Raw genomic sequence first — 14,616 nt, forward strand, 5'->3', positions numbered from 1 at the left:
GAAGAATCTTATGAAAGCAAAAAAACGGAAGCTAAAATTTGGCTTCCGTTTTTTATATTTTAAATGAATCCTAACGTTTTAAGCAGATAAATCCAGCCGAACATTGTGAACAGACAGAGGAAGGAGCTGAACATGACAATCTGTCCTGCCAATTCGTAATCGGCGTCCGCCTGCTGCGCCATAATGTAGCTGGAAACCGCCACCGGACTTGCCCCGGCAATCACAACCGCCATCAGGGCTTCGTCCCGCAGTCCAATCATAACCGCCGCCGGGATCATTGCCGCCGGAACCGCGACCAGCTTGATTAAGGAAACGGCCAGCGCCTTGAACAGCCGTCCTTTCAGAGCTGACACCCTGAAATCCCCGCCAAGAACAATCAGCGCGAGCGGCGTTGCAACCCGTCCCAACTGGTTAAAGGTCTGGTCTAAAAATTCAGGAAACTGCAAACCGGATATCGCTACGATAATCCCCAGCACACTTGCTATGATCAAGGGGTTTTTCAGAATGGAAAGCACGGTGTTTTTCTTGTCGATCTTTCCCCCATTTGTAAAAGCCTCCAGCACAATAACCGCAAGAAAGTTGTAGCTTGGCACCAGAACCGCGCTCAGCATAGCGGCAATCGCTGCTTTTTCCTCTCCAAACATGTTGGTGACAATGCTCACGCCGAAGATCAGGTAATTACTGCGGAAAATCCCCTGGATGATCACACCCTTCTGCTTGTTGTCATGCACCACCCTTGGAACAATCAGGCAGAGAAGGAAAAATAGGATCACAAGCGCCCCAAGCGCCAGGGCGATGACCGGCAGGTTCAGCGTTTCCCGGATATCGGCCGAATAAATATTACGAAACAGCATCACCGGAAGAAAGACCATAAAGGTCACCCGGTTTACCTGCTTTAAGAAACGCTCATCCGCCAGTCCAATCCGGCGGAGCAGATAGCCTGCCGCCATTAATAAAAAGGTTGGGAGCACTGCATTCAGCGATATGATAAAATTGTCCATCTTACTTTCCTCCCGATTCCATTTTATCATACAGGATTTACCTTGATTTTGCAATCACTAAAAAAACACCGCGGAAGAGAAGCCGTGATGTCCTTAGGGAAGTTTATCAGAACAGCCGAACAGGGTACAAAAAGTCAGCCGTTTGCTTCATTGAAGCAGGCGGCTGACTTTTTTTGTACAAATGTTTTCCTCGACAAAAAGCTTCACTAACTACTAAAATAAAGAGAAAAAGGTAATGCTTTTTAATATCGCATAGCTTTTGGTATAATCTTACCGTCCTTTTCTAAGAACATCAATCTTGCAAATTCAAACTCAGAATCCGGAGTAAAATCTGCTTCGAGAGTAGCAAAAAGGAAATCATTCGCTTTGTCAGCAGAGTGGTGAAGATCAGCCTTTCGCTGCTCAAAAAGCCCACAGAGTCTTTTGCGTAACTCAAAGAAGAATCAGAAAGAGGAATAGTTATTATGAAAGAAATAAAAACTGTTAAGAGAAGCTGCGGCCAATATTCGCCATGATAAAAACGCCATTCTCGCTAAACAGTCGGCGCTCGAACGTCAGGTTAAGGAAAGCCATAAAGAAGAGTCGAAAACAACCGAATAGTTTAAGGCGAGGGATATCCGCCCTCGCCTTTTTGAAAATAAGTATTATTGACTTTGTGCCGGAAGATTGATACTCATCAGCCATTACTGTTTGCAATGGCTTGATCGATAAGCTTTTGCAGCGTCTCTGCCTGTTTCTTTTCGGTTATCGCACCGACGATAGGCTCGCCAACGATGTTGCCGTTTTTGTCAACTACATATGTGGTCGGATAGGAGTACAGTCCGGAAGTGAATTCACCGGCCTCGCTTTTTGAGTCAAACCAAATGTTTTTGTAGGATACACCCTTCTTCGTCAGAATATCCTTTGCATCGCTTATCGCTGTTTTATCCCCGTCAAGAGTGAACGAGTTGATTCCGACTACCGCACCGCCTTTTTCGGCAAGCTGTTTGTTCAGCGCTTCCAGGTCGGCAAGCTCGCCCACGCAGGGGCTGCAGGTGGTAAACCAGAAGTTTACTACGGTAACGGTGTTTTCCGCAAACAGGGTGCTGCTCTTCACTTCGTTTCCATCAAGATCCTTACCGTCAAATGCGGGGAATTTCATCAGATCGCCTTTTTCTGTCGGTTTGCCGTTCTCTGCCGGAACGCTCATATCGCCGTCGGACGGCTTTTTTCCGCAGCCGGGGAACTTTTGCTCAAGAACCGTCAGCTTTCCCTCAATCTCACGAATCTGTTCGGCGCCTTCGTTAAGCAGCTTCAGCTCATCTGCCGTAAACTGATCCTTGGCTCCGTCGATCGTTTTAAGAAGGAAATCTCCGTAGTTTCCGCCGTCTTCGATCATCGCCGTGCCTTTATCGGCAGAGAGAAACACCTTCTCCCAAAGAGCGCTGTTTTCGGAAAGAATGGCGTTTTCCTGCTCCATCAGTTTTTGATGAAGCTCGGTTGCTTCGTCCCTCGTGCCCGGTTCCATTGCCATAAGAGCTGCAATTTCAGCCTTTTTGTTTCCGTCATTTTTCTTGTTGTCTTTGCTGGTGCCGCAGGCAGCAAGGCTGAATATCAGCAGGAAGGCGGTCAATACGGTTAAAATTTTTGTTGTTTTCATTGTGTTTACTCCTTTTCTGTATCGGATATTTGTTTTGCAGTTTCCGTCTTTTCTGCGGAAAGATCGGTTTCATTTCCGTTGCCGAAGCCGTAACGGAAGCTTACGGCCTTAGTGGGGCAGGCACGGACGCACATGCCGCAGCGGATGCATTCGGTGTGGTCGGGGGCTTTGGTTACATCCACATTCATCTTGCATGCCTTTGCACATTTTCCGCAGGAAACGCATTTGTGTTTATCAACTTTCATTCCGAAAAGTGATACCTTGTTAAGCAGCGCATAAAACGCGCCCAGCGGACACAGCCACTTGCAGAACGGGCGGTAGAAAAGCACACTCAACACGATTACCGTAATCAGAATACCGAGCTTCCACGAAAAGAGCGCACCGAGTGCGGCGCGTATGCCGGAATTGACGGCGGCGAGAGGTATCGCTCCCTCAAGTACTCCTTGCGGACAAAGGTACTTGCAGAAGAACGGATCTCCCATGCCAACATCGTTTGTGATAAGCATTGGCATCAAAACCACCATAAAAAGCAGAACAGCGTATTTTATGCATGTCAGCGGCTTCAGTTTTTTGGTGGAGATCTTTTTGGTCGGAATTTTGTGCAGCAGCTCCTGAAACCATCCGAAGGGACACAGAAAACCGCAGATGAAGCGGCCGAGCAGCACACCGAGCAGAATGAGAAATCCTGTGATGTAGTATGAAAAGCTGAATTTCGACGACCCCACCACTGCCTGAAACGAGCCGATCGGACAGGCACCCGATGCCGCCGGGCAGGAATAGCAATTAAGTCCCGGTACACAGACAGCCTTTCCTTTCCCTTGATAAATTCCGCCCTTCAAGAAATTGGGCAGATGAAGGTTGGTCAGCAGTGCTGCACCTGCTTGGAACAGTCCCCGAAAGCGTGAGAGAAACTGCGATACGCCGCCTTTTTTCTTCTTCGCATTTTTGTTATCCAATTCCCACACACTCCAAACACAGCCGGATCGCCTTGCTTAGCACGGTATCCGCCTCTCCGCGACAGACTCCGTAACACAGCATCGCAGTTCCGCAGATAAGCAGCGCAGCCTGAAAAACGACTTTTTTCGATCGAATCAATTCGGTCACCCCTTTCTTTTGTGTCCTCATTGTATTACAAAGGATATAAAATCCCTGTTAAGAACGAAAACTTAACAAAAAACTTATCTCCGTGTGGTATAATATCCTCAGAAAGTCTTTCTGCGCAAGCCTTTACGGCTATCACCTCCCCGTGCTGCGCACGACTGTGTCATTGACGGTCTCGCAAAAATGCCCTTGCGAGCAAGCATTTTTTCGCAGTATAATAAAGTCGAAGAACCGGAAAAACAACGTAAGGAGATTTCACATGCATATTTTAGTAGTTGAAGATGAACGCGCGCTATGTGAGACGATCGTCCGCAGTCTCAGACGACTCGCTTACAGCGTGGATTTTTGCTATGACGGAAACAAAGCGATCGAACTGCTCGGTGTGGAGCGATACGATCTTGCTTTACTGGATCTGAATCTGCCGGGGGCGGATGGGATGACGGTGCTCAGAACGCTGCGTCAAAACGACAGAGATACGAAGGTGTTGATTTTGTCGGCGCGCAGTGAGGTCGCTGACAAGGTGGAGGGGCTGGATGCCGGAGCCAATGATTATTTGGCAAAGCCTTTTCACTTAGAGGAGTTGGAAGCAAGGATACGCAGTCTTACCCGTCGTCAGTTTACACAGAATGATGTGGTTCTTACCTGCGGTGAGCTTTCCTTTGACACTAAGACCCGTATCGCCGCCGCCGGCGGACAGGAGCTGTCACTTACCCGAAAAGAAATCGGGATACTTGAATACCTTCTGCTCAATCAGGGGCGCCCCGTCAGTCAGGAAGAACTGCTTGACCATGTGTGGGACAACAGTGTGGATAATTTCAGCAATTCGATTCGGGTACATATTTCCGCACTGCGGAAGAAGCTGCGTGCCGCACTTGGTTTCGACCCCGTCCGCAACCGAATCGGTGAAGGGTACGTTATGGAGGAAGAGAAATTGTGAAAAAGCTATCCTTGCAATTGCGAATCACCTTAATGACGGTACTTCTTATCGGAGCAACCTGTGTTTTTATGAATGTTCTGATCGGATATTCCGGCAGGCATTATATGGATTCCATAGGCTCTTATATTACGGGCTACGGGGACACGGACGGGGGAGAAACTGAGTATTTTGATCCCGAGCAAAAGAAGCTCGACGAGGAATTGACCATTGTTGTACACGGGGCGCAGGAATCATTTATCGCCACTAACTGGTATATCACGGCAGCGGTAACGATTCTCGGCGGTGTGCTTGCGTACTTTTTAAGCGGACACGCGCTGAAGCCCCTGCGCACTTTTACTTCTCAAATGGAAAAGGTTCAGCTGAACAATCTGACAGATATGAAGATCAGCGAAGATGTACTGCCGGAGTTCCGGCAGTTCAGCCGGTCGTTCAATCAAATGCTTGAACGTCTTGACGAAGGCTTTACCGCGCAGCGGCAGTTTACGGGAAATGCCGCTCATGAGTTGCGCACGCCGCTTTCGCTGATGCAGGCACAGCTTGAGCTGTTTTCCGCAGAGCATCCCGAGGTGTTGCCGGAAACGGCGGATTTTCTACGCCTGCTGCGTGAACAGACCGAACGCATGACGCAAATGACGAAAACGCTGCTTGAAATGAGTGATCTCAAGACGGTGTCCTGCACAGACCGTATTGAATTAGCTCCTATGGTTGAGGAGATCTTTGCAGACCTTGTTCCGCTTGCGGACAGAAACGGAATAATACTTGAAAGCACAGGTGAGGGGGTTATGATCGGCAGTGACACGCTGATTTATCGTATGCTCTTTAATCTGACCGAAAATTCTATACGTTACAACCGTCCGAACGGGACGGTGCGTATTGTGATCACCGATGAAAAAAATCGGTTAGTCATTCGGGTCGCAGACACCGGCTGCGGCATACCGGAGAAATACAGAGAAAGCATTTTTCAGCCATTTTTCCGGGTGGATAAATCCAGAAGCAGAGAAAACGGAGGTGTGGGATTGGGACTTTCGTTGGTGTGGGAGATCGTCGCACTGCACGGCGGTGAGATTCGGGTAGAGGAAAGTTCGGAAAAGGGAACGACTGTAGCGGTGAAGTTCCCGACAGACATGAAAATAAAGTAGCGTAGAAACAGCGACAGGGAATGTTCCGTGTCGCTGCGTTTGCCGGTCAGTTTCCGTAAATATGAATCACTGTGTCAGCTTGCGTATAACGCCGTTGAGGAACACCGCCATCTTTTTCGGCAACTGGCGGTTCTCACGATTCAGCCATTCCCGTATCACTGCATATCCGCCCTGATAATAGTGGTGAGCAAAACTAACACACCGAAATCCAAAAAGATGTATGAAAAACGAGAAAAAGAATAAAGCAATGAAAAAAGGCACAAAAATTCAAGCCTTGCACCAAAAATGCAAAACTTTGTTAATAAGTATTGAGTTTTTAGTTTTAAGCAATTCTTTTAACGGATTTTAAAGCTCTGAAAGAATTTTGGGAATTAGTGATTACTGCCGCAAAAGCAACGGCAAGCAGGCTTATGTGAGCCAATGTGCAAAGATTTTGAGCAGCATTAAAGGAATGCGTCCAAAGTCTTTCCTGACCTGTTTGTTTAAAACGAGAATTGTATCGCTCGGCTTCGGTTCTAAGTGCATAAATCTTTTTGAAAGAAATACACTCTCTGTCAATAGAAAGTCTGTAATCACCGGGAAGAGTAATGTATTTGGTGCAACCCCTGCATTTTTTGCCGTTGTTCCGGTTTTTATGGTTGCAGGGACATTCTTGTGTTTTTGAAAGTTTGTAAGGACAACTGTATTTTTGACGGATTCTGCAGTTGTCAGAAAATTTGCCGTCTTTATGCATCATAAGACCCGCTTCACAAATAGGATGTTCATTTACAAACTTCGTTTTCTTGGAATTGCGCTTATTGAGAGGTATAACACAATCCCCCGAATAAATATCCTTAACAGTGTTGTAGATAGCCTTGACATCATAACCTTTATCCGCAATGAAAGTACATTCTTTAACCGATATAAATTCGTTTGTATTTTCAAGTATATCCAAAGCAACCGTACTGTCACTAATATTGGCAGTTATCGTTTGCTCATATATTGGTAGTCCGGTTATACAATCAACTAATATGTGATTTTTGTAACCCCAATAATACTCAAAATTGCGTTCGTTATGCTGATTTGATGCAGTATGAACACTGAGTCCGCAATCTATATCACTTTTAGGCTGATTATCTTTTGAAAACTTGTTTTTCGCAAAAGATTTAGGGTTGTTTAGTTTTGCATTTGCATTAACAGGAGTTGAATCAAGAGCGATAAAGGAAGTATCTATAATTCCCATTGCTTCAAGTTTTTTAACCTGAGAACTCATTAAGTTTTTCAGTAATTGATTATCTGTGTTATTAATAAATCTGTCAAAAGTCCGGTAGGACGGTAAAGGTTTCCTAATGTTGAAACCGCAATAATATGCGATTAACAAATTATTTTGCGGATAGTCAAGTAAATCAGTTATATAGGAAAAACCCTCACACTTCATAACAATAAAGGCACAAAGCAGGCTTCTTTTAGAGTAACCCTTTCTGCCTGTAGAGGCTACTTTTTCGGGGAATTCCGATAAATCTAAATTCAAAAACATTTCGCTGTAGAATTTTGCTTTAGGTACAGAGGTAAAGAGAGTTATGTCCTGTATTATTTCCTGTCGATAGATAACAGCCGACCTTCTTTCGTTGGTTTGTTTTGCTGATATAATTATACGATATTTGGTCGGCTGTTTCTATACTTTTATAGTGATAAAGGAAATGTTTTTGCCCTGTTTTTCCTTTGTTTATGCGCCTTTCGGCGTTTTGCTCAGGGCTGATCGTAATTCACAAAGGAGGCGGAAATATGGAACGAATCATACGGGTTTCAGTTCTTCTTTGGGCTGCGGTCCTTCTTTTTACCGGATGCGGAATCGGCAATGATACAAACAATACGGATTTAGAAGGCATGCCAAAGGAGGCAGAACAAATGGATTTTTCAAAAGAAAAGCAGAATGTGATCTATCTTGCCGGCGGCTGTTTCTGGGGATTGGAACATCTGATGCAGTCGATCCCCGGCGTTATCAATGCCCAAAGCGGCTATGCCAACGGTACGTGCAAAGCGGATGCCGACTATAAAACGGTTTGTGCGGGCAGCACCGGTTTTCGTGAGACGGTGCGTGTTGAGTATGATTCCGAAAAGGTTAGCCTTGACGCTTTGCTGCTTGCATATTTCTATGTAATAGATCCGACGGTGCAGAATCGGCAGGGAAACGATGTGGGAAGTCAGTATCAGACCGGAATTTATTACACAAACGAAGCTGCAAGAGAAACGGTGCAGCGGATATATGATCTTGAAAAGAGTCGCAGGACGAAGTTTTTTGTAGAATGCGGTCCGCTACTCAATTTTTATCCGGCTGAGGAATACCATCAGGATTATCTGCAAAAGAATCCGGGCGGTTATTGCCATATCCCGCGAGAGGAAATCGAACTGTTTTCAAAACTGAGGATCGATCCGGGTGACTACAGGAAGCCTGCTGCCGAGTCAATACGCGAAAAGCTTACGGCAGAGCAATATCGTGTCACACAGGAAAATGAAACCGAACGCCCATTCCAAAATGAGCTTTGGAACAAATTTGAAAAAGGTATCTATGTGGATGTAGTGACCGGCGAACCGCTATTTTCTTCAACCGATAAATTTGAAAGCGGCTGTGGCTGGCCGGCATTTTCAAAGCCGATAGAAGCCCCTGCAGTCATTGAACGGCAGGACGACAGCCACGGAATGCGCAGAACTGAGGTGCGCAGCCGAGCCGGAGACTCCCACCTCGGTCATGTGTTTGAGGAAGATCCCGATTCGCCGAATGGTGTGCGCTATTGTATCAACAGTGCGGCGCTGCGTTTTATCCCCTTTGAAAAAATGGAAGCCGAGGGATATGGATATCTTTTGTTCCTCTTCGACTGACAAACAAAGGAGACCGACATGGAGTTTGTGATTATACACAACTTTCGATTCTTACGGTTTTGTGACAATTTTCAAGCGTTTTTGCGGTGAATGGGCTGCTTTGTTTTGATATACTTATGTTGCGGGAAGGAAAACCGCAAATAATAATAAAGGAGCACTTACTATGAAAAGCAAAAAAACCGTATTTGCAGCAGTTCTCACTCTTGTACTTGCGCTGAGCATTGTTACCGTATCTGCAACTGCTGCTTCGGCAAATGTGAAGAAGTCGGGAGAACCTGTGAATGATCCATGCATTGCCGCTGCAGAGGTTTCCGGCGAATGTGTCGGACAGCCGCTTGAAGGCTTTGTTAAAAATCTGAGCTCACTGAGCGAACAGGAGAAATCGGCTCTGCTTGCAGACCTTGCCGAGATTGAAAAGTATGAGAATCAGATCAACGAAATCTACTCCTGTATGACAGATGAAAACGAGAAACGACTCTGCGATGAAATCGACACCCTTGATGAAAAACTCACGGCGGTTCTCGAAAGAAACTCAGAGCTTTGGGAACGCGTCAACGATGAGTATGATGAAAAGATTGCGGCAAACGAGCCTGATATGACATTTGAACTTAAAGAAGTCGATCTTGAGGTCTGCGAAAGAAGCAGATGAATTTTACATACAGAGCCGTGTCGGAGCGGCACGGCTCTGTATCGGTTTTTGGGGGCATCATGAAACAGCTTATCTATATTGCAGAGGATGAAAAAAACATAAGAGAAACTCTTCGGAGCTTTCTCGAAAATGACGGATATGAGGTGTGCGCGTTTGAAACAGGCGACGCACTTTTAGGCGCGTTTTTTAAAAGACGCTCCGATCTTGTTATTTTGGATATTATGATGCCCGGAACCGACGGACTTACCTGCTGCCGCCTCATCCGTGAAAAGAATAATGTTCCCATCATTCTTCTGACGGCAAAGGATACCGAATACGACTATGTTAACGGTATTCTGCAAGGCGGTGACGACTATCTGACCAAGCCTTTTCGCCCGACGGTTCTCCTGATGCGTGTTAAATCTCTTCTTCGCCGTGTAGAGATGGAAAGAGGCGGAGACCCGACGGACAGGGATGTTGCCGTTGGAGACCTACGTTTTTCGGGTGATGAGAAGCAGCTTTTCTGCAAAGAAAAGCCTCTTGCACTTTCTCCGAATGAGCTGAAGATGCTCCTCTTTCTGATGCGTGGTGAGGGCAAAGCGTTTTCACGTGACGAGCTGCTTAACCAGATCTGGGGATACAATGACGAAGTGGAAACCAGAGTGACCGATGAAACACTGCGCCGCATACGCAGCAAGCTTTCCTCTGCGGACAGCAATGTGCAGATTGAGACGGTTTGGGGGTACGGTTATCGCCTGCGATCGGACGGAGTCGGAAAATGAAAAATATAAGAAGAAAAATTACCGTATCCGTTCTCGGTACGATGCTGTTTGTTTTTGCGGCGATGCTTTCTACCGTTAATATCTTTATTCCGGAGTATCTGACTTCAGAGGCGCAGAAGGCGATACTTTTGGAGGATGAACGTAAGGATCCTATCCCGCTTGCCGAAACAATGGACGATGGGGAGGAGCATTTTCTTACATCCAGTGTTCGGTATCTTGAAGTTGAAGATGGTCTTACAGAGTCAGAACACCTTTCAAAAGCGGAATATCAATTGAGGAAATACTGCCGGGAGGAAAAGCCGTCCGCTGATGAATTTCATACACTGAAAACCGGCGGCAGCCGATTTGTTTTCCGAATATCACAGGTTGAAGCCGATGAATATGAGGACGCATATTCGTACATTCTGTATGTGGATGTCAGGGCAGTTATGCAGTATTCGGCTTATCTGAATGCCGTTTTTTTCGCGGTGCTGGCAGTGCTCAGCGTGCTGGTCTGTCTCTTTGGCAGGAAACTCGGCGGCTATGTTGAAAAGGCGCACGAATCCCAGAAATGGTTTTTTCAGAATGTGTCACATGAGCTGAAAACGCCGATGATGGCAGTTCAGGGCTGCGCGGAGGGAATTCATACCGGGGTTCTGGATCCTGCCGAAGCATCGGGGGTTATTCTGGAAGAGATTGAACAGATGTCCGAATTGGTAGAGGAACTGCTTACGCTCTCCCGATTGGAGTCGGGACAAGCTAATGCTGAGTTCCATTCGATGGATGTTCGTGAGGTTTTATATGACTGTCTGCGCAGCACGGATCAACTGGCGGAGCAGAGAAAACTGTGCATCACCCCATGCTTTGACGAAAAACCTGTTTTGGTAAACTGCGATGAGGTTCAGCTCCGCCGTGCGTTTACCAATATAATCACCAACGCACTGCGGTATGCAAAAGGGAAAATACAAATTGAATGTAGGGCAGACAGAGGAAAAGCCATTGTTCGTATCCATGACGATGGAGAGGGCATTGCGCCGGAGCTTTTGCCGCACATTTTCGACCGCTTTTTCAGCACCCGTAAGGGCGGCGCCGGAATCGGACTTTCTCTTGCAAAGGAGATTGTGTCATTGCACAAAGGCACAATATCCGCGTCAAACGACGGCGGCGCGGTGTTTGAGATCAGCCTTCCCCTGAGATAAACGATGTAATTGTTAATGTTGTTCGGGTTACAGATAATGTTATGAAAGCAAAACCTAAAGTGAAAGGAAACTATATTATGAAAAAGATTATTGCACTTGCACTTGCTGCCGTCTTTGTCCTTTCTTTTGCAGCCTGTGCAAAACAAAACGGTAAAAGTGGGACAACCACGCCTTCCGATGTCCCCAAAGGGCAGGTCAAAAGCGCTTTGGAAATTCTTGAAAAGGTATGGAGCAAGTATTCAACCGACGAAAAATTCCCTGCAACAGGCGGTTCCGAAAAGCATATGAAGGAAGATATGCCCGGCAAATTCGATGTTTCCGATGCAGAAGCCCTTGACTTTGAACTCGGCTTCCCGAAGGCAAACGCTTCCGAGATTGACGATGCCGCATCGCTTATGCATATGCTGAATCAGAACAACTTTTCCTGCGGCGTATACCATGTTAAAGGCTCCGGAAACGCCGAAGTACTTGCAGGTAAAATTAAAGAAAACATTCTTGCACGCCAGTGGCTGTGCGGATTTCCCGAAAAGCTCGTCATTCTGACCGTCGGCGATTATATCGTTTCCGTGTTTGGCGCCAGGGAACTGACAGACACCTTTACAGCAAAGCTGTCCGCTGAATACAGCTCAACAAAACAGCTTTTCGATGTTCCCATCGCATAGACTGAGCCATGCTGTTTTCAAGTATAACTTTTCTGTATTGCTTTCTGCCGTGCGTTTTGCTCGTGTATTTCGTTGTTCCCGACCGTATGAAGAATCTTGTGCTTCTTTTGGCAAGCCTGTTCTTCTACGGTTGGGGAGAACCGAAATATCTCGTTTTTATGTTTGCGGCGGTCGCGCAGTCATATATTGCCGCGCTTTTGGCCGAACGCTTTCGCGGGACGAAAATTGCCAAGCTGGCGCTTGCCGTTTCGGCAGTCGCCAGCCTCGGTCTGCTTGCATATTGCAAATATGCGGACTTTTTTATCGGAAACTTCAATGCGGTAACAGGTCTTTCCATCCCGCTTTTGAAGGTGGCTCTGCCGGTAGGTATCAGCTTTTATACATTCCAGATCCTGAGCTATGTCATAGATGTTTATCGCGGCGACGTGCCGGCACAGCGCAATTTTGTTGATCTTGCCATGTATGTTGCGATGTTTCCTCAACTGATAGCCGGGCCCATTGTCCGCTACTCAGACATTGCCGGAAGCCTGAAAAACCGGAAAACCACGCTTGCCGATGCGGCGGAGGGAATCACGCGTTTTTCCGTCGGATTTGCAAAGAAGATACTTCTTGCAAATTCGGCGGCACTTCTTGTATCCGAGTTCAAGGCGTACGGCGAGAAAACCGTACTGTTTTATTGGCTGTACGCCGCGGCATATATGCTGCACATCTATTTCGACTTTTCCGGGTATTCAGATATGGCGATAGGACTCGGACGCATTTTCGGATTCCGCTTTTCCGAAAACTTCAACTATCCGTATGTTTCCGCAAGCATTACGGAGTTCTGGCGTCGCTGGCACATCTCCCTCGGCGGCTGGTTCCGCGACTACCTTTATATTCCCCTCGGCGGAAACCGCGTAAAGCCTATACGGCATGTTTTTAACATCCTTGTCGTCTGGGCGGCGACCGGCTTCTGGCACGGGGCATCGTGGAATTTCATTTTCTGGGGACTTCTTTATGCGGTACTTTTGCTGTTTGAAAAATACATTCTGCACCCGAAAAGACGGCATGCCGTGCCTATGCACATCTACACAATGCTGTTTGTCGTGCTCGGTTTCGTGCTGTTCGATTCGACAAGTATTGCCGACGCATTTATGAGCTTTAAGTCCCTGTTCGGGCTTGCCGGAATCCCCGCCGCGAACACGGCTTCGCTTTATTATCTGAAAAGTAATCTCATACTGCTTATTATAGCTGCGCTCGGCGCAACCCCTTTGCCTAAAAGGATTTATGAGAAAATCGGAGGGACGTCGGGCGGCAGCAGGGTTCTTGCCGTTCTGACGCCGATAGCGACGGTCGCTTCGATTGCCGTATGTACGGCGTATCTGATCGACGGTTCGTTCAATCCGTTCGTTTATTTCCGGTTCTGACTTGCTGCTTTAAACTTTTCCCCGGAGGAGTATTATGAAGAAAACCCAACAAATACTTACATTGGTTTTGTCACTTGGTTTCATTGCGGTTTTTGCCGCTTGGTTTTGGATTTTGCCCGACGCCGATGAATCGACAGTCGAAAGACGGCATCTTGCGAAATGCCCCACGCTGTCCTTCTCGTCGGTTGCAAACGGCAGCTTTGTGAACGGCTTTGAAAACTATATGCTCGACCAGTTTCCGCTGCGGGACGGCTTTCGAACACTCAAAGCGGCCGCAAATGCAAAGGTGTTTATGCAAAAGGATAACAACGGACTTTATTCCGTCGGAGAGCACCTCTCAAAGCTGGATTTTCCGACGGACTTCGATTCGGTTGACCGTGCCGCACAGCGGTTTCGGTATGTGTATGACGCTTATCTCCGGAACAGCGGAACAAAGACATATCTGTCGGTAATACCCGATAAAAATGTTTTTATTGCATCGCCAAACGGCTATCCGGACAAGGATTACAAGGCTATTGTCAAACGCCTCGAAAACGGATTTCCGGAGGCAAGGCATATTGATATTTCAGGGCTTCTGTCGGCTGATGATTTCTATTACACCGATTCACACTGGCGCCAGGAAAGAATACTGAAGGTTGCCGACGAAATTGCGGATAAAATGGGCACGGAGCGGATGGGAAAGTGTGAAAAGCATGACGCGGGCGTTTCTTTTTACGGCGTCTATTACGGTCAGGCAGCCCTCCCGCACGCACCGGAGAGGCTTTTCTATCTCGATAACGCGGTGATACGGAGCCTTAAGGTATATAATGCCGAGACATCGTCTGACATTCCTGTTTATGATCTCAGCGCTGCCGCAGGCAGAGATCCTTATGAAATGTTCCTCGGCGGTGCGCGTTCGATCATCAGAATCACAAACCCGAATGCCGCGAAAGAACGGCGGCTCATCGTTTTCCGGGATTCGTTCGGCAGCAGTATAGCACCGCTTCTTACAGCGGGCTATTCCGAAATAACGCTTGTCGATATCCGCTATATCTCGCCTTCCTCTCTCGGAAAGCAGATCGACTTTACGAAAACAGACGATGCGCTGTTTCTTTATTCCGCATCGGTCATCAATAACAGCGAAACGATAAAGTAATGAGGAACTACATCTATGATGAAAACGAAAAAAGCTGTCAACGTTGGGCGAGATCCGGTGTAGACAGTCTCAAAAAGAGATAAAACAACGGCATTATTATATAGAGCGCTGTGGGTTATTACGGTTGAAAGTCAAGGCAGCTTTTTTGA

At 46.9% G+C, this 14,616-nt stretch carries 14 protein-coding genes; 9 read left to right on the forward strand and 5 right to left on the reverse strand.

Going from position 1 to position 14,616, the window contains the following annotated elements:
- Positions 1-59: 59 nt before the first annotated feature.
- From CZ360_RS02310 to CZ360_RS02330, 4 genes are all read right to left on the reverse strand, one after another.
- Complete coding sequence (locus CZ360_RS02310) at positions 60-1,001, reverse strand: AEC family transporter (protein ID WP_077532573.1); 942 nt, start codon at positions 999-1,001, stop codon at positions 60-62.
- Positions 1,002-1,677: 676 nt separating this feature from the next.
- Positions 1,678-2,640: a TlpA family protein disulfide reductase gene (locus CZ360_RS02320; protein ID WP_077532575.1), complete on the reverse strand. Its 963-nt coding sequence runs from the start codon at positions 2,638-2,640 to the stop codon at positions 1,678-1,680.
- Positions 2,641-2,645: 5 nt separating this feature from the next.
- Positions 2,646-3,596 carry a 4Fe-4S binding protein gene (locus tag CZ360_RS02325; RefSeq protein WP_077532576.1) on the reverse strand — a complete coding sequence of 317 codons (951 nt, stop codon included), beginning with the start codon at positions 3,594-3,596 and terminating at the stop codon, positions 2,646-2,648.
- The gene (locus tag CZ360_RS02330; RefSeq protein WP_456085448.1) at positions 3,589-3,744 is read right to left on the reverse strand and encodes a CD1871A family CXXC motif-containing protein; all 156 of its coding nucleotides are present in this window, start codon (positions 3,742-3,744) and stop codon (positions 3,589-3,591) included. The genes CZ360_RS02325 and CZ360_RS02330 overlap by 8 nt, the downstream gene beginning before the upstream one ends.
- A 256-nt stretch (positions 3,745-4,000) precedes the next feature.
- On the opposite strand from CZ360_RS02330, the gene CZ360_RS02335 reads away from it, so the two are divergent.
- Entirely contained in the window at positions 4,001-4,678 is a 678-nt protein-coding gene (locus tag CZ360_RS02335; protein WP_077532578.1) for a response regulator transcription factor, read from the forward strand.
- On the forward strand, positions 4,675-5,817 hold the full coding sequence (locus CZ360_RS02340; RefSeq protein WP_077532579.1) for a sensor histidine kinase: 1,143 nt from the start codon (positions 4,675-4,677) through the stop codon (positions 5,815-5,817). Before CZ360_RS02335 ends, CZ360_RS02340 begins: the two co-directional genes overlap by 4 nt.
- A 322-nt stretch (positions 5,818-6,139) precedes the next feature.
- On the opposite strand, the gene CZ360_RS02345 is transcribed toward CZ360_RS02340, so the two are convergent.
- Positions 6,140-7,333, reverse strand: a complete 1,194-nt coding sequence (locus CZ360_RS02345) for a transposase (protein ID WP_205411097.1) — start codon at positions 7,331-7,333, stop codon at positions 6,140-6,142.
- A gap of 350 nt (positions 7,334-7,683) precedes the next feature.
- Between CZ360_RS02345 and msrB the strand changes: the two genes are divergently transcribed.
- The 7 genes from msrB (at position 7,684) to CZ360_RS02380 (ending at position 14,467) form a co-directional block, all read left to right on the forward strand.
- Positions 7,684-8,676 carry a peptide-methionine (R)-S-oxide reductase MsrB gene (gene msrB / locus CZ360_RS02350; protein ID WP_407656933.1) on the forward strand — a complete coding sequence of 331 codons (993 nt, stop codon included), beginning with the start codon at positions 7,684-7,686 and terminating at the stop codon, positions 8,674-8,676.
- Positions 8,677-8,839: 163 nt separating this feature from the next.
- Positions 8,840-9,325: a hypothetical protein gene (locus tag CZ360_RS02355; RefSeq protein WP_077532581.1), complete on the forward strand. Its 486-nt coding sequence runs from the start codon at positions 8,840-8,842 to the stop codon at positions 9,323-9,325.
- Positions 9,322-10,086 (forward strand): response regulator transcription factor, encoded by a 765-nt coding sequence (locus CZ360_RS02360; protein WP_324612693.1) that lies wholly within the window; start codon positions 9,322-9,324, stop codon positions 10,084-10,086. Before CZ360_RS02355 ends, CZ360_RS02360 begins: the two co-directional genes overlap by 4 nt.
- Positions 10,083-11,264: a sensor histidine kinase gene (locus CZ360_RS02365; protein ID WP_077532582.1), complete on the forward strand. Its 1,182-nt coding sequence runs from the start codon at positions 10,083-10,085 to the stop codon at positions 11,262-11,264. Before CZ360_RS02360 ends, CZ360_RS02365 begins: the two co-directional genes overlap by 4 nt.
- A 77-nt stretch (positions 11,265-11,341) precedes the next feature.
- Entirely contained in the window at positions 11,342-11,926 is a 585-nt protein-coding gene (locus CZ360_RS02370; protein WP_077532583.1) for a hypothetical protein, read from the forward strand.
- A gap of 98 nt (positions 11,927-12,024) precedes the next feature.
- Positions 12,025-13,332 carry an MBOAT family O-acyltransferase gene (locus tag CZ360_RS02375; RefSeq protein WP_407656934.1) on the forward strand — a complete coding sequence of 436 codons (1,308 nt, stop codon included), beginning with the start codon at positions 12,025-12,027 and terminating at the stop codon, positions 13,330-13,332.
- A gap of 34 nt (positions 13,333-13,366) precedes the next feature.
- Positions 13,367-14,467: a DHHW family protein gene (locus CZ360_RS02380; protein WP_077532585.1), complete on the forward strand. Its 1,101-nt coding sequence runs from the start codon at positions 13,367-13,369 to the stop codon at positions 14,465-14,467.
- Positions 14,468-14,616 lie beyond the last annotated feature (149 nt).

Origin of the sequence: Massiliimalia massiliensis (genome assembly GCF_900155615.1) — a bacterium.
In the GTDB taxonomy this organism is placed as follows: Bacteria; Bacillota; Clostridia; order Oscillospirales; family Ruminococcaceae; genus Massiliimalia; species Massiliimalia massiliensis.